The organism is Pseudomonas allii (genome assembly GCF_055380095.1).
The window spans coordinates 1,471,706-1,490,106 of the sequence record NZ_AP039450.1 but is presented as its reverse complement, the minus strand read 5'-3'; the positions used below and the strand labels follow the sequence as shown (position 1 = coordinate 1,490,106).

General features: G+C 61.2%; 17 protein-coding genes. 8 read left to right on the top strand and 9 right to left on the bottom strand.

Features of this window, described 5'->3' with window-relative positions:
- Window positions 1-15: 15 nt before the first annotated feature.
- Genes bufB through ACZ445_RS06670 form a run of 3 tightly spaced genes read left to right on the top strand, consistent with a single transcriptional unit; the run spans window position 16 to window position 2,149 of the window.
- Window positions 16-894: an MNIO family bufferin maturase gene (bufB, locus tag ACZ445_RS06680; RefSeq protein WP_058425233.1), complete on the top strand. Its 879-nt coding sequence runs from the start codon at window positions 16-18 to the stop codon at window positions 892-894.
- A complete protein-coding gene (locus ACZ445_RS06675) occupies window positions 891-1,667 on the top strand; it encodes an HvfC/BufC N-terminal domain-containing protein (protein ID WP_179028382.1) in 777 nt (258 codons plus the stop codon). Before bufB ends, ACZ445_RS06675 begins: the two co-directional genes overlap by 4 nt.
- Complete coding sequence (locus ACZ445_RS06670) at window positions 1,664-2,149, top strand: DoxX family protein (protein ID WP_179028383.1); 486 nt, start codon at window positions 1,664-1,666, stop codon at window positions 2,147-2,149. The genes ACZ445_RS06675 and ACZ445_RS06670 overlap by 4 nt, the downstream gene beginning before the upstream one ends.
- Here ACZ445_RS06670 and ACZ445_RS06665 read toward each other — a convergent pair.
- Window positions 2,146-3,054: a LysR family transcriptional regulator gene (locus tag ACZ445_RS06665; RefSeq protein ID WP_464708104.1), complete on the bottom strand. Its 909-nt coding sequence runs from the start codon at window positions 3,052-3,054 to the stop codon at window positions 2,146-2,148. The genes ACZ445_RS06670 and ACZ445_RS06665 overlap by 4 nt on opposite strands.
- A 103-nt stretch (window positions 3,055-3,157) precedes the next feature.
- Here ACZ445_RS06665 and ACZ445_RS06660 point away from each other — a divergent pair, with 103 nt between their 5' ends.
- Complete coding sequence (locus ACZ445_RS06660; protein WP_058425237.1) at window positions 3,158-3,757, top strand: short chain dehydrogenase; 600 nt, start codon at window positions 3,158-3,160, stop codon at window positions 3,755-3,757.
- Here the strand turns inward: ACZ445_RS06660 and ACZ445_RS06655 are convergent.
- On the bottom strand, window positions 3,742-4,119 hold the full coding sequence (locus ACZ445_RS06655) for a hypothetical protein (protein ID WP_179028385.1): 378 nt from the start codon (window positions 4,117-4,119) through the stop codon (window positions 3,742-3,744). The genes ACZ445_RS06660 and ACZ445_RS06655 overlap by 16 nt on opposite strands.
- Before the next feature lie 181 nt (window positions 4,120-4,300).
- On the opposite strand from ACZ445_RS06655, the gene ACZ445_RS06650 reads away from it, so the two are divergent.
- Window positions 4,301-4,972 (top strand): COG3650 family protein, encoded by a 672-nt coding sequence (locus ACZ445_RS06650; RefSeq protein WP_058425238.1) that lies wholly within the window; start codon window positions 4,301-4,303, stop codon window positions 4,970-4,972.
- 106 nt (window positions 4,973-5,078) lie between these two features.
- The gene (locus ACZ445_RS06645) at window positions 5,079-6,692 is read left to right on the top strand and encodes an NAD(P)/FAD-dependent oxidoreductase (protein WP_058425239.1); all 1,614 of its coding nucleotides are present in this window, start codon (window positions 5,079-5,081) and stop codon (window positions 6,690-6,692) included.
- Between the two features lie 66 nt (window positions 6,693-6,758).
- Here ACZ445_RS06645 and ACZ445_RS06640 read toward each other — a convergent pair whose 3' ends face one another.
- Window positions 6,759-7,853: a PLP-dependent cysteine synthase family protein gene (locus ACZ445_RS06640; protein WP_071496891.1), complete on the bottom strand. Its 1,095-nt coding sequence runs from the start codon at window positions 7,851-7,853 to the stop codon at window positions 6,759-6,761.
- A gap of 216 nt (window positions 7,854-8,069) precedes the next feature.
- On the opposite strand from ACZ445_RS06640, the gene nhaA reads away from it, so the two are divergent.
- Window positions 8,070-9,245 carry a Na+/H+ antiporter NhaA gene (gene nhaA / locus ACZ445_RS06635; protein ID WP_058425241.1) on the top strand — a complete coding sequence of 392 codons (1,176 nt, stop codon included), beginning with the start codon at window positions 8,070-8,072 and terminating at the stop codon, window positions 9,243-9,245.
- 429 nt (window positions 9,246-9,674) lie between these two features.
- Here nhaA and ACZ445_RS06630 read toward each other — a convergent pair whose 3' ends face one another.
- A complete protein-coding gene (locus tag ACZ445_RS06630) occupies window positions 9,675-10,139 on the bottom strand; it encodes an outer membrane lipoprotein (RefSeq protein WP_003189251.1) in 465 nt (154 codons plus the stop codon).
- A 157-nt stretch (window positions 10,140-10,296) separates the two neighbouring features.
- On the opposite strand from ACZ445_RS06630, the gene ACZ445_RS06625 reads away from it, so the two are divergent.
- Window positions 10,297-10,557, top strand: coding sequence for a hypothetical protein (locus ACZ445_RS06625; protein ID WP_058425242.1), 261 nt, complete (start codon window positions 10,297-10,299; stop codon window positions 10,555-10,557).
- 36 nt (window positions 10,558-10,593) lie between these two features.
- Here the strand turns inward: ACZ445_RS06625 and pdxH are convergent, their stop codons facing one another.
- The 5 genes from pdxH to dinG all read right to left on the bottom strand — a co-directional run bounded on the left by pdxH (window position 10,594) and on the right by dinG (window position 18,325).
- Window positions 10,594-11,241, bottom strand: coding sequence for a pyridoxamine 5'-phosphate oxidase (gene pdxH, locus ACZ445_RS06620; protein ID WP_058425243.1), 648 nt, complete (start codon window positions 11,239-11,241; stop codon window positions 10,594-10,596).
- A 27-nt stretch (window positions 11,242-11,268) separates the two neighbouring features.
- Window positions 11,269-12,423: an OmpA family protein gene (locus ACZ445_RS06615; RefSeq protein WP_081049270.1), complete on the bottom strand. Its 1,155-nt coding sequence runs from the start codon at window positions 12,421-12,423 to the stop codon at window positions 11,269-11,271.
- A gap of 142 nt (window positions 12,424-12,565) precedes the next feature.
- Window positions 12,566-13,711: a serine hydrolase domain-containing protein gene (locus ACZ445_RS06610; RefSeq protein WP_058425333.1), complete on the bottom strand. Its 1,146-nt coding sequence runs from the start codon at window positions 13,709-13,711 to the stop codon at window positions 12,566-12,568.
- Between the two features lie 82 nt (window positions 13,712-13,793).
- On the bottom strand, window positions 13,794-16,091 hold the full coding sequence (locus tag ACZ445_RS06605) for a beta-galactosidase (protein WP_058425245.1): 2,298 nt from the start codon (window positions 16,089-16,091) through the stop codon (window positions 13,794-13,796).
- A gap of 89 nt (window positions 16,092-16,180) precedes the next feature.
- Window positions 16,181-18,325: an ATP-dependent DNA helicase DinG gene (gene dinG / locus ACZ445_RS06600; protein WP_028619241.1), complete on the bottom strand. Its 2,145-nt coding sequence runs from the start codon at window positions 18,323-18,325 to the stop codon at window positions 16,181-16,183.
- Between the last annotated feature and the right edge of the window lie 76 nt (window positions 18,326-18,401).

Genomic DNA, 18,401 nt, shown 5'->3' with positions numbered 1-18,401 from the left:
AAAACCTGAGTACTGATGATGACTCTTTCATCCCTGCAAGCCGTCTCCCAGGCTCAGGCGCCCGGCCTTCCCGGTCGGGCCGGACTGGGTCTCAAGCATGAGCACTTCATTGAAGTACTTGAGACCTCACCCGATATCGGTTTTTTTGAAGTGCACGCCGAAAACTACATGGTGGCCGGCGGCCCTTTTCATCATTACTTGGGGTTGATCCGCGCGCAGTACCCGCTGTCCTTGCACGGTGTGGGCTTGTCCATCGGTGGCGAAGCCCCGCCGGACCGTGAGCACCTGGCACGGTTGGCGGCACTGATCGAGCGCTATCAACCTCACTCCTTTTCCGAACATTTGGCCTGGTCCAGCCACGGCCCGGTGTTCCTTAACGACCTGCTGCCCCTGGCCTACGACCACGCCACCCTGCAACGGGTGTGCGAGCACGTCGACCAGGTGCAAAGCACGCTCAGGCGGCCGATGCTGCTGGAAAACCCGTCGACCTACCTGCAATTCCAGTGCTCCACCCTGGACGAAACCGACTTCATCAGCGAAATCATCCGCCGTACCGGCTGTGGCTTGCTGCTGGACGTGAATAACGTCTACGTGTCGTGCATCAATCATCAACGTGATCCGCAGTCCTACATCGATGCCTTGCCGTTGCACGCGGTGGCAGAGATTCATCTGGCCGGGTTTGCCGAAGACACCGACAGCCTGGGTGATCGCTTGTTGATCGATGACCACGGCGCCCCTGTCGATAACGCCGTGTGGCAACTCTACGAGTCGGTACTGGCGCGCATCGGCCCAGTGGCGACGCTGATCGAGCGGGATAACCACCTGCCCGCGTTCAGCGTGCTGCAAGCCGAGGCCCGGCAAGCCGACAGGTATCTTTCACAGGTGACCCCATGAGCCGGCATGACGCCTTCACCGCGGCCTTGTTGGCACCGGACCTGCGTTGCCCCGACGGTCTGTACAGCAGTAATGGCGCCGAGCCAGCCAGCCGCTTCGCGGTGTACCGCAACAATGTGCACAGCTCATTGGTCAACGCGTTGGCTGCGGCTTTTCCCGTGACGTTGCAGCTGGTGGGCGATGCGTTTTTCCGCGCGATGGCCGGCCTTTATGCACAAGCGCACCCGCCCACCAGCCCATTGATGAGCGAGTACGGTAGCGCGTTCGCCTGCTTCATCGAGGGATTCGAACCGGCAGCCAGCGTGCCTTATCTCGCCGACATGGCCCGGCTGGAGCGTTTGCGGGTACAGGCCTACCACGCGGCAGACAGCCAACCCCTGGATCAACAGACCGTACTGCAAGCACTGCAAGGTCAGACGGACCTGGGTGGACTGCGCGTACGATGGCATCCCTCCCTGGCCACGCTGGACTCAACCTATGCCGTCGTAGCGCTGTGGGCGGCACACCAGACCGAGCGGGGCCTGGAAAACCTGGATCCCTGGCAGCCACAGAGTGCCCTGGTGTTGCGCCAGGGTCTGGAGGTCAAGGTATTCGCCGTCAACCCTGATGCTGTCGCGTTCATCAACAGCCTGGCCCAGGGCGCGACCTTGGAAAACGCCGTGGAGCACGCGCTTGAGGCTGGCGCCGAGTTTGACCTGCACCAATGCCTGGCGCTGCTGATCAGCCACAACGCCATTACTCATTTGCATCCAGAACAAAAGGTATCGCCATGAACACTCGCCCTTCGGGCCTGATCAATCAGGTCATCGCGCTTTTCGAGCAAATTCCCTACAGCCTGATCGCCTTTCTCGCACGCTTTTCGATTGCCGCAGTGTTCTGGAAATCCGGGCAAACCAAAGTCGAAGGCTTTGCCATAGACTTGGTCAACGGCACCTTCCAATTCGGTGAACCGCGCCTGGCAGCCTCGACGCTACCGCTGTTTCGCAGCGAATACCATGTGCCGCTGCTATCGCCGGAAGTCGCAGCGCACTTGGCTGCGTTTGCCGAGCACTTTTTCCCGGTGCTGATCCTCGTCGGGTTCGCCACGCGCTTCTCGGCCCTGGCCCTGATCGGCATGACCTTGACCATTCAATTGTTTGTCTACCCGGACGCCTACCCAACCCACGGCACCTGGCTTGCGTTATTGCTGTTGCTGGTCGCCAAGGGCCCGGGGCGCTTGTCGATCGATCACCTGATCGCTCGCCGCTACCGTTAAAGGCGGTCCAGGGCTTCGCCGCTGCGCTTGAACCAATCCACCAGGTAGTCGGCCAACACCTGGGTGCGACGCGGCAAGCCGCCCTGATACGGATGCACCAGGTACATCGGCATGCTGCGCGTCTGATAGTCGCGCAGGAGCCAACGCAGTCGGCCATCCGCCAATTCCACCGGCAGCACGTAGGACGGCAACCGTGCAATACCCGCCCCCACCAGCGCGGCTTTTTTGAGCAGGTTGTAGTGGTTGGAGGCAAAGGTGCCGCTGACTCGTACCCGTAATAACTCGTGCTGCTGGTGGTACAACCACTCTTCACGGCCGCTGTAGTGGCTATTGAGCAGGCAAGCATGGCTGGCCAGGTCGGCCGGCGTCGCCGGTTCGCCGTGTTGCTCAAGATAAGCCGGGCTGGCACAGGTCATCTCACGCCAGGCCAGCAACGGCTTGACCACCAGGCGCTCGTTCTCAATGGAGCCTGAGCGCACCCCCAGGTCGAACCCATCTCGCGCCAGGTCTCGATAGTTGTTATTGAGCTCCAGCTCGATCTGCACCTGGGGGTATTGCTTGGAAAACTCCAGCAGCAACCCATCAAAAAAGGTTTCCCCCAAGGACACCGGCACCGTCATACGCACCGGCCCGGCAAGGTCGTCCTTGAGCCGGGCCAATGCCTGACGGGCGCGATCCACCTGCACCACCAGCGCCTGGGCCTGGGGTAGCAAGGCCGCACCGGCTGCGGTCAGGCTGAGCTTGCGCGTGGTGCGGTGCAGTAACACCACGGAGAACCGCGCTTCCAGCTGGCTGATACGCTTGGACAATTGCCCTTTGCTGCACCCCAGTTGCTCGGCGGCGACGGTAAAACTGCCGGCTTCGATCAGCACGGCGAAGGCTGCCAAGTCGTCCATCTCACTCATGGATTGTTTCCAAAAGAAAACCAAAGGTTGCCTATTAGTGCGTTTATCCAGATAAAAAGCCACTCTAGACTGAACCTTCACTTACCCTTGGAGGAACAGCACCATGAAAATCCTATTGATTGGCGCCAGCGGCACCGTCGGCTCGGCAGTCAAGGCGGAACTGGCTCAGCGTCACGAGGTGATCAGCATCGGCCGCAGCAGCGGTGACTTCCAGGTGGATATCAGCGACAGCGCGTCGATCCGCAAGCTGTTCAAGCAGACCGGTAAGTTCGACGCGCTGGTCTGTGCGGCGGGCAGCGTAAACTTTGTGGCATTGGGCGAAATGAGCGAGAGCGATTTCGAGCTGGGCTTGCGTGACAAGCTGATGGGCCAGGTCAATCTGCTGCTGATCGGTCGTGAGTTCGCCAACGATGGTGCCTCGTTCACCTTCACCAGTGGCATTCTCAACCGCGACCCGATCCGCACCGGCGCCTCGGCTGCATTGGTCAATGGCGCCATCGATGCCTTCGTCAAAGCGGCCGCCATCGAGCTGCCACGAGGCCTGCGCGTAAATGCTGTCAGTCCGACTGTGCTGGTGGAAGCCATGGGCAGCTACGCACCGTATTTTCGTGGTTTCAAACCCGCGGCAGGTGCTGACGTGGCGTTGGCCTACGCGAAGAGTGTCGAGGGTTTGCAGACCGGGCAGACCTACATCGTCGGTTGAGCGGCAACGGTCTCAGATGAGAACTGAGACATCCACTCAACCACCAGCGCACGCGGGGCTAAAAACCTGAACGCCCCGCCCAGTTGGCTGTGAACCCTGGACGTACTCAATTGATACCCGTCTACATAAAGTGTTACGTACTTTTGATAGGCCAGCAACGTGATGGATTTTGTCCTAGCTGTCGCCTCTGGGCTCAGTGACACATTCACTTCAACATGGTCCGCAGGGTTCTCAGCCCCCTTGAGTGTCACCGAAATATGCGTGAAGTCAGTGGCTGACGAGTAGGAGAGCTGGGCCGATTCGTCTGAAAAGGCTGCATTCGCCCAGAGCATAAGAACGCAGATACACCCTTTGATATTCATTGCTGCTCCCGATCAAAAGAGGTCGACACTCTCACGCCTCTCCAAATCCAAGTGTAGGAAACGTCCAATCGGCAGTGCTACTTTTCCCATCAGTTCCGTACCGACGCTTCAAACTATGTCACGGGCTTGTGATGCAGCGCTGGCGTGCGTAACGTGGCGGCACTTGCCAGGAGACCCGATAATGCGTGCCGCCCATACCCTGTTCCTGTTTGCCCTGCTTCCCTTGTTCGCTGCCTGCCAGATGTTCGAGAGTGATCCTGCCAAGCCGTCGCTCGCCGGGATGACGCGCATGCAGGGTGAACTCACCGCAGTCGGCGGCAAACTGCTGTTCCAGCCGTGCAACGACAAACGCAATTACGTGGTCAATGACACCGGCGGTACCAGCATCCTGCAGGAAGCGGCCTCACTGGCCGGCCAGCAAGGCGCGTTGTTTGCCGACCTGCGCGGCAAGTTCTCCGGGGTTGCCAGCGGCACCGAGGGCAGCGTCGACCTGCAACAACTCTACCGCGTCGAGCGCTCCACCTCGGCCTGCGGCGACCCGGACTTCAAGCGCATGATCCTGCGCGCCAACGGCCACAAGCCGACCTGGGTGATGAACGTCACCGCCAAGGGCCTGGTGCTGGATCGCGATGGCCAGCCGCCACTGGCGGTGCCTTATGTGGAAGAGCAAATCGGTGACGGCCGCTTCAACCTGATGACCGAGGCCAACAACCAACACGTGGAATTGTGGGTAGCGCCGCAGCGTTGTGTCGACCCGGTCAGCGGCAGTTTGCAGCACATGACCGCCGAGTTGCGCGTCAATGGCCAGGTACAGCGCGGTTGCGCATCGTTCGGCGGCTCGCGCGACGACTGACGCGACGCCATGCTGTTTTAACATGACGGGAAACGGTCATTGGGGCTTATAATCGCCGGTTTGCAAAACAGCCGGCCTCTCTGCCCGCCGCCTACCGGATCCCGTCATGTTACGAATCACCGAACTCAAGCTGCCCATCGACCATCCCGAAGAAGACCTGCGGCCTGCCATCGTGCAGCGCCTGGGCATCGCCAGTGATGACCTGCTCGATTTCACCCTGTTCAAACGCAGCTACGATGCGCGCAAGAAGTCGTCGGAGCTGTGCTTCATCTACACCATCGACCTGAACGTAAAGAGCGAAGCCGCCCTGCTGCTCAAGTTTGCCGATGACCGCAACGTCAACCCGGCGCCGGATGTCAGCTACAAGGTCGTAGGCCAGGCACCGCAAGGCCTGACCGAACGCCCGATCGTCGTCGGCTTCGGCCCGTGCGGGATCTTCGCCGGGCTGTTGCTGGCCCAGATGGGCTTCAAGCCGATCATCCTCGAGCGCGGCAAGGAAGTGCGTCAGCGCACCAAGGACACTTGGGGCCTGTGGCGCAAAAGCGTGCTCAACCCCGAGTCCAACGTGCAATTCGGTGAAGGCGGCGCCGGGACCTTTTCCGACGGCAAGCTGTACAGCCAGATCAAGGACCCGAAATTCCACGGCCGCAAAGTGCTGCACGAGTTCGTCAAGGCGGGTGCGCCGGAAGAAATCCTCTACGTCAGCAAACCGCATATCGGTACGTTCCGCCTGACCGGCGTGGTGGAAAACATGCGCGAGCAGATCATCGCCCTGGGCGGTGAGGTGCGCTTCGAGCAACGAGTGACCGATGTGCTGATCGAAGACGGCCAGTTGAACGGCGTCGTCATCGATGGCGGCGAGCAGATCCTCTCCAAACACGTGATCCTGGCCCTGGGGCACAGCGCCCGCGATACGTTCCGCATGCTCCATTCCCGTGGCGTGTACATGGAAGCCAAACCGTTCTCGGTAGGTTTCCGTATCGAACACCCGCAGTCGCTGATCGACGCCGCGCGCCTGGGCAAATACGCCGGCCACCCGAAACTCGGTGCCGCCGACTACAAGTTGGTGCACCACGCCAAGAACGGCCGCTCGGTCTACAGCTTCTGCATGTGCCCGGGCGGCACCGTGGTGGCGGCGACTTCCGAGCCGAACCGCGTGGTCACCAACGGCATGAGCCAGTACTCGCGCAACGAGCGCAACGCCAACTCCGGCATCGTGGTCGGCATCACCCCAGAGGTGGATTACCCAGGCGGCCCGTTGGCGGGTATCGAGTTGCAGGAACGCCTGGAGTCCCACGCCTATATCCTCGGCGGCAGCAACTACGAAGCCCCGGCACAGTTGGTGGGCGATTTCATCGCCGGCAAGCCGTCCACCGTGATGGGTAGCGTGGAGCCTTCCTACAAACCAGGCGTGTCTCTTGGCGATTTGGCCCTGGCCTTGCCGGACTTCGCCATCGAAGCGATCCGTGAAGCGTTGCCAGCGTTCGAGAAGCAGATCAAGGGCTACTCGTTGCACGATGCGGTGTTGACGGGCATCGAGACGCGCACCTCATCACCGTTGCGGATCACCCGGAACGAATCGATGCAGAGTTTGAACGTGAAAGGGCTGTTCCCTGCCGGTGAAGGTGCTGGTTATGCCGGTGGGATTCTGTCGGCAGGCGTGGACGGGATTCGGATTGCCGAAGCGTTGGCGCGGGATATGTTGGGCCTGGAAGCCTGACGCATTGCCCTGCCGGCGATAGCGTCTTCAAGATCGCCATCGCCGGCAAGCCGGGCTCCTACAAGGTTAAATGTTTGCCCGCAGGATGCTGTCCGGCAATGGCTCGCCCCGCTCGACACTGTCCGCAACAGCCGTAATCAAACCGTCCAACGCATAGCCCTGCCCCGCCAGCCAGGCCTGGTCGTAATAGGTTGTGGCATACCGCTCCCCCCCGTCGCACAAGATCGCCACGATCGAGCCGGACTCCCCTGCCGCTTTCATCTGTTGCGCCGCGACCAGGGCGCCAATCAGATTGGTCCCGCTGGAACCACCGACTCGTCGTCCCAGCCGTTCAGCCAGGTAGTGCATGGCCGCCAACGACAGCGCGTCCGGCACCTTGACCATCGCATCGATGACCTTGGGCAAAAACGACGCCTCGACCCGTGGCCGGCCAATGCCTTCGATGCGCGAACCGCAGTCCAGGCGCAAGCTGGCATCACCACTCTGGTAGAAATCAAAGAACACCGAACGTTCGGCATCAGCACACAACACACGGGTGCAGTGCTGGCGGTAGCGCACATAACGACCGAGGGTGGCGGTGGTACCGCCGGTGCCGGGGCTGGAGATCAACCAACTCGGCTCCGGATGCTGCTCGAAACGCATCTGCTGGAAGATCGACTCGGCAATGTTGTTGTTCGCCCGCCAGTCGGTGGCACGTTCGGCGTAGGTGAACTGGTCCATGAAATGACCACCGCTTTCCCGCGCCAGGCGTTCGGATTCGGCGTAGATTTGCGTCGGATCCTGTACCAGGTGGCTCTTGCCTCCGTAGAAGGCAATCTGTGCGATTTTTTCCTGGGACGTGGTGGCCGGCATTACCGCAATAAACGGCAAACCCAGCAGACGAGCAAAGTAGGCCTCGGAAATCGCCGTCGAGCCGCTGGACGCTTCGATCACCGGCGCACCAGGTTTAAGCCAGCCATTACACAATGCGTACAGGAACAACGAGCGGGCCAGCCGATGCTTCAGGCTGCCGGTGGGATGGCTGGACTCGTCCTTGAAGTACAACTCGATGCCTGGCAAGCCTGGTAGCGGCAAGGGAATCAGGTGCGTGTCGGCGCTGCGCTGGAAGTCTGCTTCAATGATACGAATGGCTTCGCGGGCCCAGGGACGGTGGTCGCTCATGGAGAGTTTCTCTGAAGGTGTCAGCCCTGATTTTAGGGGGTTTCCTACAGACCACACAGATACAGTACCGACGCAATCGGACACACAATTGCTAGGCTGGGCTCCAACATCACCCCAGCCAATCTCTTATAACAAATAAGAATATAACTTTTGTTTTAACAACTAACGGTACGGGTTAGGGTACCCACCTATTGAACCTGGATTGGAGAGCATCCCTTGCCTCTGCGTAGCACTTTCACCCGTTTCTTCCAGCTGGAAGCCGCCAGCGGTCTGTTGTTGATCGCGGCTGCGGCCTTGGCGCTGATCATCAACAATTCACCTTTGTCGCACCTGTACAGCGCGTTTCTCGATGTGCCGGTGGTGGCGCAGATTGGCGCGTTGAAAATCGCCAAGCCCGCCCTGCTGTGGATCAATGATGGCCTGATGGCTCTGTTCTTCCTGCTGATCGGCCTGGAGGTCAAGCGCGAGTTGCTCGACGGCCACCTGTCCAAGCCCTCGCAAGTGGTGCTGCCTGGCGCTGCCGCCATCGGCGGCATGGTGGTGCCGGCGCTGATCTACTGGGCGATCAACAAGGACTACCCTGCCGCGCTTTCCGGCTGGGCGATTCCCATGGCCACCGACATTGCCTTCGCCCTCGGCGTGCTGGCCCTGCTGGGCAAGCGCGTGCCAGTGTCGTTGAAGCTGTTCCTGATGACCCTGGCGATCATTGACGACCTCGGTGCGATCATCGTGATCGCCGTGTTCTATTCCGCCGATCTGTCCGGTGCCGCCCTGGCGGGTGCGGGCGCCTGCCTGATTGCCTTGATCGCGATGAACCGCCTGGGCGTGATCAAGCTCGGGCCGTACCTGATCGTCGGGCTGATCCTGTGGGTGTGCGTGCTCAAGAGCGGCGTGCATGCGACGCTGGCCGGTGTGACATTGGCGTTCTGCATCCCGATGCGCACCAAAAACGCCGAGCCCTCGCCGCTGCTCACGCTGGAGCATGCCCTGCACCCGTGGGTGGCCTACGGCATCCTGCCGCTGTTCGCCTTTGCCAACGCTGGCGTGTCCCTGACCGGCGTGAGCCTGGAAAGCTTCACCCACCACGTGCCCATGGGCATTGCCGCGGGGCTGCTGATCGGCAAGACCATCGGTGTGTTCGGCCTTACCTGGCTAGCCATCAAGACCGGCCTGGCCGCCCTGCCCAGCGGCGCGAACTGGGGCCAGGTGTTTGGCGTGGCGATCCTGTGCGGTATCGGCTTTACCATGAGCCTGTTCGTTGGCTCGCTGGCATTTGTGCCGGGTGCCAGTGAATTTGCCGGGGAAGACCGGATGGGGATTTTGACCGGGTCGATTCTGGCGGCGTGTATCGGGTATGCGGTGACGGCAATGGCGAGTCGTAAAAAGGCCTGAAACACCTGACGAAGCACAATCATTGTGGCGAGGGAGCTTGCTCCCGTTGGGTCGCGAAGCGGCCCTTCTCAGGTGATCACGATATTGCATCAGGCGCTAGGCAAGTACTTTGGGGCTGCTACGCAGCCCAACGGGAGCAAGCTCCCTCGCCACAGGCAAACTTAGACATACTCGGCCCTCCTAACGTTGAGCCGTACCTCCAGCACACTTACCGGAACATGTGAGCCTTCGGATGCAGGTCGATGCATCCTTGAGGTTGCAGCCCCAGCCACTAACTGGGCTTGTAATAAAAAGCCGCCCTATCGAGGCGGTTTTTTATTGCCTGCCATTTATGCACTTGCAAGTAGCCGCTGCAGGAGTTTCCCTCCCATAAAACCAAAAACCCCAACCAGTCACCCGGTTGGGGTTTTGTATTTCTACACCCGACGTTTAGCGAGTAACGCGGCTGGTACCGTCAACGGTCATGATGCGTACGCGGTCGCCGATGCGGAAGATTTCATTTTCCTGCACAGCCTGAACGTAGGCACGCATGCTGCCGTCGTCTTCGCGGACGGTGATTTCCACACCCTGGGTGCGGGTCAGGCCTTCTTCGGTGGCCGAACCCAGCAGGCCGCCAGCAACCGCGCCAATCACCGCGGTCACGATACTGCCACGGCCACCGCCAATGGCACTGCCGCCAACACCGCCGATGACTGCACCGGCAGCGCCGCCGATTGGGGTCTTGGTGCCTTCGATTTTCACCGGACGCAAGGATTCGATGGTACCCATGCGCACGGTCTGAACACGACGCGCCTCATCACGGGAGTACGAGTCGCCGGTCAGACTCGAGGCGCAGCCACCCAGCAACAAGGACAGGGTGGTAAAGCAGGCAACCAGTAAAACAGACTTACGCATAGCATCAACTCCAAAGGACAGGTGGTCATTAAACGCTGCAGCTTGACGCCTGTCACGGCAAGCCCCGCAGAAAATTGCTTTCATTCAGCCTTAGTACAGACTGCCCACACTAGAAAAACAGACGAACGGTAGCGCTGTTCTCTCAACCGGGATCTTCATGGATTACTTCATCATTGTAGTCACAACCCTAGCGGGACTGTATTTCCATGGCTGGTTGTACCTGCGCATCAGGCGCTGGATCGACCGCGACCTGGCACTGTCCATGGCGGGCAATGATCTGGAGAAGCGTGACTTCATGCTCAACCAACTGGAGCATGCCCGAGCATTGAAGATCAAACGGTCCGACTTGCCGAACTGGCTGAAGATTGCGGCACAGCAGTACACGCCCGAAGTCTCTGTTCAAAAGACTTCGGGATGATGGGCAACATTCAAGCGAAGTGACGAAAGGTGCAGCTCAGGGGGCCAGGCGTTCGCGGGTCCAGTCGGCCCCTTGCAGGCGATAGTTCAGGCGGTCATGCAACCGACTGGCACGGCCTTGCCAGAACTCGATGCGCTCGGGTAACAGGCGATAGCCACCCCAGTGCTCCGGGCAGTCAGGCTGCGTATCGCTGAAACGCTGCTCGGTAGCCTTGAGCAGGTCCTGCAGCTCTTCCCGGTCACGGATGACCTGACTTTGCGGAGACGCCCATGCCCCCAGGCGGCTGCCCAAGGGACGAACCTGGTAATAAGCGTCCGACTCTTCAGGCGTGACCTTCACCACGCGACCCTCAATACGCACTTGGCGCTCCAGGGTCGGCCAGAAAAACGTCATGGCTGCAAACGGCTGCGCCGCAAGCTGTTGGCCCTTGGCGCTCTGATAATTGGTGAAGAAGGTAAAGCCCTGCGCATCCAGGCCCTTGAGCAACAGGATGCGGCAGTGCGGGCGACCGTCCTGGTCGACCGTGGCCAAGGTCATGGCATTGGCCTCCACCGGTGGCTGCTCGGTTTTCACCGCGTCGGCAAACCACTGGTGGAACAAGGCAAACGGCTCGCTCGGGGCCTGGGCCTCGCTCAAGCCATCCCGTGTGTAGTCACGGCGCATATCGGCCAGTGCCTGGGTCATGCGGCTTTATCCTTCTGGTTCAGCGGATCAGTTTTTCGCCTGGTCGTTTGCCGGTGCGGCGGCCTTGGCTTTGGCGGGTGCCGCTTTTTTCGCCGCTGGCTTGGCCGGGGCTTTCTTGGCCGCTGGCTTGGCAGCCGCTTTCTTGGCGGTCGAAGCTTTCTTGGCCGGGGCCTTGGCGGCTGGAGCCGGGGCTGGAACGTCCTGCACCGCCACCATTTCGGCTACAGGCGGGGTTTTACCCGACTGATACTTGCTCAGCAGCGCCAGCATGGTGGTGCGCTGGGTGAACATGATTTCCATGCGACGGTTCAGGGCGCGGCCCTGGCTGCTGTCGTTGGCCGCACGTGGCATCAGGTCGCCCATACCGCGCAGCATCAGGCGGTCCTGCTTCAAGCCACTGAGGCTGAAGATCGAGGCGATGGACTGTGCACGCTCCTTGGTCAGCGCCTGGCTGGCCGGGGCGGTGCCGGTGGCATCGACGTGGCCCAGTACCAGCACGGCAGTCTTCGGATCGGCTTCAACCGCCTTGGCAACCCGGGTGAACGGGCCGAGGGTGACCGGCAGCAACATGGCCGGGCGTTTCGGGTTGTAGGAACCATCAACCGGGGCAATCACCACAAGCACGTTGTCGCGACGCTCGAGTTGCAGGTTGCTGTCCTTGATGGCCGCGCGCAGACGCGGCTCATAGTCGTCCAGCCAGGCTTGGGTGATTTTCGGGTCAGGCATCGGCACGTTGGTCACGTCGACCTTGGCCAATGGCTTGGGTTTGCTTTCGAACGGCCACCACCAGTGGGTTTCGGTGTCGGTCTTGGCAACCGCTGGGGCAGGTTCTGCCGCCTTGAGGTCGGCTTTCAGGTCGGCCTTGGCATCGGCAGCCTTTTCGTCGGCGGTCTTGGCAGAGAATGGCCACCAGCTGGAACCGGTGTCAGCCTTGGCGGCTGGAGCCGGGGCTGGCGCAGCAGCCGCAGCGGCTACCGGTGCGACAGGCTTGGCGCCGGCAGCCGGCTTGGCGTCCGGTTTAGCCTCCGGCTTGGCATCGGCTTGCGTCACTGCGTCCTTGGTCGTGGCCTTATCGGATCCAAATGACCACCAATGCCCGCCCTCGGCATCATTTTGTGGAGTTTGTGCGCAACCGGTAATAGTGAGGCATAGCGCAAGAGCCAAGGACTTGTTCGATAACATGAGATATCCACAAAATGAGAAAAAACCAGGGATCTAAATGATCCGTTAAACAGACGCTTGCAGATGAATAAAGTTACAACTATTCCTACAGCGTCTTCTTATAGTTGCCTTTGTAACAAAAAAACGTGAAACAGCAAGGGGTTTACAGACAACCGGCCAATATTCTGACCAACTTCTGTGCCCGCGGGTCCATAAGTACATAAGGTCCGAGTGTATTAGTCACGAAACCGAACGCTACATCATGTTCAGGATCGGCAAACCCCACCGAACCACCAGCCCCCGGATGCCCGAATGCACGAGGGCCAAGGCCGAAGGTGGCATTGGGCAACTGCGGCTGATCCAACATGCAGCCAAGGCCGAAACGGGTTTGTGTCAATAATGTTTTATCCGGGCCGATGCTGTGCTCGCGGGTCAATTGTTCGAGCATGTCGGCCTCCAGCAAACTACCGTCCAACAATCCACTATAAAAACCCGCCAGGCTGCGCGCATTGCCGTGACCATTTGCCGCCGGCTGCTGCATACGACGCCATTCGGGTTTATTAGTGCTGGTCAGAATAGACGGCGGATTGGCAAATGCACGCGTGGTCATGGCGGTCGGTTCGCGCATCATTACTTGCAGTAAACGTTGCGCGGCTTCATCGCCCATATTGCCTTTGCTGCGCGCTATATGGGCCACGCGATAAAACTCTTCGTCCGCCAGGCCCACATGGAAGTCCAAGCCCAATGGCCGTGCGACCCGCGCCACGATGGACTCCCCCGGCCCGCGCCCATCGGCACGCCGCAGCAACTCACCGACCAGCCAGCCGTAGGTGATCGCCTCGTAGCCATGGCCCTGGCCCGGCGTCCACCACGGGGCTTCGGCCGCCAGGGTGTCGACCATCAATTGCCAGTCGTACAGGGCTTCGGTGGGCAGCATTTCGCGGATCGCCGGCAACCCGGCCTGGTGGCACAGCAACTGGCGCAGGGTAATGGCTTCTTTCCCGGCAGCGGCGAATTCCGGCCAGACGTTGGCGACCGGCGCATCCAGTTGCAACTTGCCTTCGGCCACCAATTGCAGGGCCGTGACGGCGGTAAAGGTCTTGGTACAGGAGAACAGGTTGACGATGGTGTCGCTGTGCCAGGCCTCGGCGCCGTCCTTGTCGGCGGTGCCGGCCCACAGGTCGACGACCGTTTCGCCGCCGATCTGGATGCAGAGCCCGGCACCACGCTCCTGCGGGTCATCGAACAACGCGGCGAACGCTTCCCGTACCGCTTCGAACTGGAGTTCGTAATGACCCTGGATCTGCACCTGAGCGCCCTCGGAAAACATCGAAAAAAGTGGCCGACATTGTTCCAGCCCTGGTGGGTTTTGTGAACCCGTCAGCACTCAATCAATGACCGTTCCCGGAGTGACCGCCTGCATGCCCGGCGCCCTGCCCCGGGCCTTTGCCTTCATGCCCGGCCCTGCCACCTTCGCTTTCACGCGTGGCGCCTGCCGCCTTGGCCTTTTGCGCTTCCTTGCCCAGTTGGTCGACCGCCGCCAGGTTGCTTTTGCGCACACTCTCCACAAAACCCTGGAACGGTACGTCGGTAATACCGACCAGGCCAAAGTGACCGTTTTCACCGTCCAGCAGACGCCCGGTCACCGGCTGGTCCAGGTACTGGAACCAATGCACGCCGACAATCGACGGCTCGGCCATGGCCTGCTTGAGGAAGTTGCCATACGCCGCGCCACGATCTTCTTCCCTGGCCAACTGCGTCACGCCGCCCCAGAACGGCCCACGGTCGGCCGAGCCGAAGTTGAATTCGGTGATCAGCACCGGCTTGTCCAACGCCCGCAACGCGGCGAAGTCGTACCCGTCCTGGGGTTTGAGGGTGTACATATTGAAACTCAACACATCGCAATATTGCGCACAGGAGGCCACGGCTTCCGGCGTGCTGACCGCATAACGGCCGCCCAGCAGCAGTTGATGGGGCGCATGCCATTTCAACGAGTCGGAAATGGTCTTGAAGTAGGCATCGGCGAAGGTCTTCTGGAAATATTTGAAGTCCGCCTCGATTTCCGGATGTTCGGGATTCGGCATCGGCGGTTCGAAGCCCGGGTCCTCCATCAGCTCCCAACCCTTCAACTCGATGCCCCAGGCTTTCGACAAGCCCTCTTCGTTGCGGTACTTGTCGCGCAGTTGCTTGAGGAACGCGCGCTTGGCCGGCACGTCGGTGGTCATGCGCAGCGTGCCGTACGCCAAGGCGTAGCGGGATTTCGGATCATCGCCGGGGCCGGCCCAGGCCAGCTCGTTGTCGGCAAAGAAGCCGATCAACCAGGGGTCATCACGGTGATCACGGGCGGCAATGGCCACGGCGCGCTCGGTGGCCATGGCGAAGCGCGGGTCGAACGGGTCGGGCATACCGCCCCACCAGTCGGTGCCGGTGCTGATGCTGGCGTAATCGCCGACGATCGACAGCGGCAAGGTGTAGGGAACCCGGTCAGCGGTGGCCAGACTCTCGTCACTCCAATTGCCGACGGTATTGAAACCCCAGGCCTGCAAGCGATCGAGGGTGTGAGTGACCCAGCGTCTCTGGTCAAAGCCATCACCGCCATAGGTGCGCTGTAAGTTGGCGCCGTAAAAGTCATACCAACGCCCGGCACCAAAGCCACGGCCTTCCCCCGCGCCGTTACCGCTGCGGTTGTCGCCGCTGCCGTAGTACTTGTCGAACGGTTCGCCGCCCTTGGGCAGCGCAGCGAACATCCACTCACGGCCGGCCACATAGGTCTGGCTGTTGTCCGGGGCCACGGTATTGACGCCCAGGGAGTAGAACGGATGCCCTTCCGGCGTCACCAGGTACCAGCGCCCATCGCGCTTCTCGGTACGGAAAAACCCGCTGGCGTCGAATGCAGGGCCTTTGTTCCAGCCGCCGTATTGGTCCAGAGCGGATTTATCCCGCGTGGCCAGCCAGCCCTGGAGCTGCTGTTGCTCCTTGGCGGCGGCGGCCTTGAGTTGTTCGTCACTGCTGACCTTTTCCGGCCACCGCGCACGGGTGGATTGACCATAGGCATCCACCAGCTCGCCGTAGGTCGCCTTCAGCACCGGCTCGCTGTCCTGCACGCCAAAGCGCTCCAGCAGGATGCTTTGGGCGGCATTGGGCTTGAGCATCGACACCGTCACCGACACCACCTGGCTACGGTCGATTTCACCCGCGCTGCTGGCCAGCAACACGCGCTGGCCGTCCACGGTGATCGGCATCGGGGGGCCGGCCTTCATGCCCTGGCTCAGCGGCGAATTGGCCTGCAGCGGCACCAGCAAGGTCTGGGCCGGGCCGGCGGGCAGGTCGATGCGGCTGACCAGGGTCTTGCCATCCGCGCTCTGCACCTTGACGTAGAGGGTCAACGCCCAGTCCATCGCACTCTGGATACGCAGGCTCATGGCACCCGACTCGGACCAGTCCCAGGTGCCGGCCTGCGGGCTGAGCACCAGGCTCGGTTCGGCGGCCGGGTTGAACGTGATGCGACGCAGCACTTCCCCCTCAGGCGTTTGTTCGGCGTTGTATTGCGGCAGGCTGGCGTCCTGGGTCGCCACCTTGACCACATCGGCAGGCCGGACGAAGTTGAACAGAGTCTGTTGCCCAGCGGGCGCGGCCATCAGGGGCGCGGCGAACAGCAGGGCAAAAAGAGCGGGCAGCGTGCGAATCATACGAACAAGGTTCTCCCAGACGGCCGATGAATGGCCTGATGAAATACAGTGAGATAGACCACGAAGTGGGCGAAAACGCCCACAGTGGCTTAAGAAATTTCGCGCCTGAACGGCGGCAAGGCATTCAGGATCGCCTTGCCATAGCGCTGGGTGACCAAACGGCGGTCGAGCAAGGTGATGGTGCCCCGGTCCTCTTCGGTACGCAGCAAGCGACCGCAAGCCTGGACCAGCTTCAAGGAAGCATCCGGCACCGAGATCTCCATGAACGGGTTACCGCCCCGCGCCTCGATCCACTCGGCCAGGGCCGCCTCGACCGGATCGTCCGGCACCGAGAACGGAATCTTGGCAATCACCACGTGTTCGCAGTAGGCACCCGGCAAGTCCACCCCTTCGGCGAAGCTGGCCAGGCCGAACAGCACGCTGGAGTCGCCGCCGTCTACACGCGCCTTGTGCTTGTTCAGGGTCTCCTGCTTGGACAGGTTGCCCTGGATAAACACTTGCTTGCGCCAGTCACGGTCGAGGCCGTCGAACACGTCCTGCATCTGTTTGCGTGACGAGAACAGCACCAGGGTACCGCGCGAACCTTCGACCAACTCCGGCAGGTCACGGATGATCGCGGCGGTGTGCGCCGCTGCGTCCCGTGGGTCGGCCTTGAGGTCCGGCACCCGCAGCACGCCCGCATCGGCGTGATGGAACGGACTTGGCACCACGGCGGTGACGGCCTTTTTCGGCAGGCCGGCGCGCATGCGGAAGCGGTCGAAGGTGCCCAGTGCGGTCAGCGTGGCGGAGGTCACCAGGCAGCCATAGGCCACGTTCCACAGGTTGCGGCGCAGCATTTCGGCGGCCAGGATCGGGCTGGCGTTGACCTCGATATCAAACAGCGCACCGCTTTCCGACAGGGTCAGCCAGCGCGCCATGGGCGGGTTGTCTTCCGGGTCTTCGACGGTGAAGGCGGTCCACAGCTCCCAGTTGCCCTGGGAACGGGACAGCAGGCTGCCGAACAGCGGGTACCATTCCTCGGCCTGGTTACTGGCGATGCCGATGTTGACCTCGCCGTCCATGCCTTCTTTAAGCAAATCGGTAAGACGTGTGAACAGGTCGGTCAGGCGTGAAAAGCCTTTCTTCAGCTCGATGCCCATTTCGCGCATGTGCTCGGGGATCAGACCGCCGACAAAACGATGGCGGGGACGCTCACGCCCCTCCACATCTTCACCCGGCTTGAAATCGGCGACCTGTTCGCAGGCACTGAACATGAACTGCTGCTGGGTCTTGATCTCGCGCGCCAGCTCCGGTACCTGTTCGATCAGCTTGCCCAGGTCGCCCGGCAGCGGGTGCTGGGCCAGCAATTTGGTGAGGTTCTTCGCGGTGGTTTCAAGCCAGTCGGCGGTGGAACGCAGGCGCGTGTAATGGGCGAAGTGGCCGATGGCCTTGTCGGGCAGGTGGTGGCCTTCGTCAAACACATAGAGGGTGTCGCGCGGGTCCGGCAACACCGCACCGCCGCCCAGGGCCAGGTCGGCCAGCACCATGTCGTGGTTGGTGACGATCACATCGACCTTGCCCATGCCTTCGCGGGCCTTGTAGAAGGCGCACTGGCCAAAGTTGGGGCAATGACGGTTGGTGCATTGGCTGTGGTCGGTGGTCAGGCGTGCCCAGTCGGAATCTTCCAGAGCGGTGGGCCAGCTGTCGCGGTCACCGTCCCATTTATTGCCGGCCAGTTTTTCGATCATGCTGGTAAACAGCTTCTGGCTGGCCTCATCGACTTCGATCTTGAAGCCTTCTTCTTCGAATAGCTGGGCAGTGGCAGTTTGCGCGTGACCTTCCTGCAGCAGCACGTCGAGCTTGGACAGGCACATGTAGCGCCCACGTCCCTTGGCCAGGGCGAAGGTGAAGTTCAGGCCGCTGTTGCGCATCAGGTCGGGCAGGTCTTTGTAGACGATCTGCTCCTGCAGGGCGACGGTGGCGGTGGCGATCACCAGGCGCTTGCCGGCGGCCTTGGCGGTGGGGATCGCGGCCAGGCTGTAGGCCACGGTCTTGCCGGTACCGGTGCCCGCCTCGACGGCCACGACCGCGGGCTCACCCTCGCGGCGGCCTTCGTCGTCGGTGTCGATATCCCCGAGGACCTTGGCCACTTCGGCGATCATCAGGCGTTGGCCGTAGCGCGGTTTCAAGCTCTTGGCTTCGAGAAAACGCGAATAGGCACCCTGGATCGTGGTTTTGAGTTCAGTGCTGATCATGGATAGTCGGGCGCAAAAAACGCTGGATAAATTTTCAGTGGTTCGGATCGGCGGCTATCATACCCCGCTAATGAAT